Here is a 1548-nt window from a genome sequence, read left to right on the forward strand (position 1 = left end):
TTGTTCCTGCGGGCTCTTCTAGCGCAATAAAAAAAGTATTTACTACTATACTTGAAAAACCAGAAATAGTGCAACAATTTGGGTTAGCAGCACAAAATAAAGCCCTAACCAGACCTTGGTCGGTTTATGGTCAAGAGATGGCAGATGCATTTTCATCGTTAAAGAAGGTTTAAAAAAAAAGTAATGAATACAGTGTCAGATCAAGCAGTATTTCCTAATTATAATGCAATTAAAACAGCTATTTGGTTGTATTTTTTTCTTTGGATCTTTGAAGGAGCATTAAGAAAATGGATTTTACCCAGTTTAGCAACACCTCTGCTGATTGTTCGTGATCCAATTGCAGTATATATTATAATTAAGGCATTAAATTTGAATGTAAAATTTTTAAATCCTTATGTAGTTTTAAGTGCAATTTTTACATTATTAGGATTGGTAGTAACACTAACTTTTGGTCATGGTAATCTGTTTGTAGGGCTGTATGGAGCCCGAATTATGATGCTCCATTTTCCTTTGATTTTTATCATTGGCTCCGTTTTTTCAAAAGAGGATGTGCTCAAATTAGGTCGTGCGATGTTGGTTGTCAATATCTTAATTACATTAATTGTTTATTTTCAATTTTCAAGTCCACAATCTGCTTTTATTAACATTGGAATTGGAGGGGAGGGAAGTGCTGGTTTTTCGGGGGCAATGGGCTATTTTAGACCCTCAGGTACTTTTTCATTTACAGCAGGATTGTCTATTTTTTATTCCGCAATATCAGTATTTATTTTTTATTTTTGGTTGTCCAAGTCGCCTTGCTCCAAAGTTTTACTCTTGGTAAGTACCATAACTTTAGTTATTGCAATGCCGCTTACCATTAGCCGAGGCGCAGTTGTAAGTGTGCTAATAGTTGGTTTATTTGCGATAATGGCATCGGTCACTAGTTTCAAAATGATGTTTAAAATAGTATTTGTATGTGTAGTTTTTTATTTTACAATACTTATTTTGCAGCAATATTCAACTTTATTTAACCTAAGTTCAGAAGTGTTTATGCATCGTGTTGATGCGGCAAATAAAAACACCAGCGGAGGTGGTTTAAAAGATTCTATTTTGTTGAGAATGTTAAATGATTTTATGCAGCCTATTGTTGATTTATTCAATCAACCCCTGTTTGCAGGTAATTTAGGTATGGGTACCAATGCTGGTGCTCAAATGTTATCTGGTAAAGTGGTTTTTTTAATTGGAGAAACCGAATTTAGTCGAGTAGCGGGTGAACAGGGAATAATTTTTGGAGGGGGGCTAATTATTTTACGTCTATTTTTAGCGGCTAGTATTGCTTTCCAATCTTGGAATTTACCAAAAGAAGAAAAACTGCTTCCCTTTATTATTTGTGGAGCAGCCTGTGCAGCAATAGCACAAGGTCAATGGGCACAACCCAGTATTTTGGGTTATGGCATTAGTATGGCGGGTTTAGTATTGGCCAGTATGAACAATATTGAAACTCCTTCAGAAAAAAGTATTTTATGATTAAAGAAATAATTTTAATAGGAAACTATAAGACTGATAAGC

Annotated in this window: 1 protein-coding gene; it reads left to right on the forward strand. The window is 34.5% G+C overall.

The annotated features are described in order from the left end of the window. Window positions 1-183: 183 nt before the first annotated feature. The gene (locus EKL98_RS15705; protein WP_126563122.1) at window positions 184-1506 is read left to right on the forward strand and encodes a hypothetical protein; all 1323 of its coding nucleotides are present in this window, start codon (window positions 184-186) and stop codon (window positions 1504-1506) included. Window positions 1507-1548 lie beyond the last annotated feature (42 nt).

It is taken from the genome of Flavobacterium bomense (genome assembly GCF_003970355.1).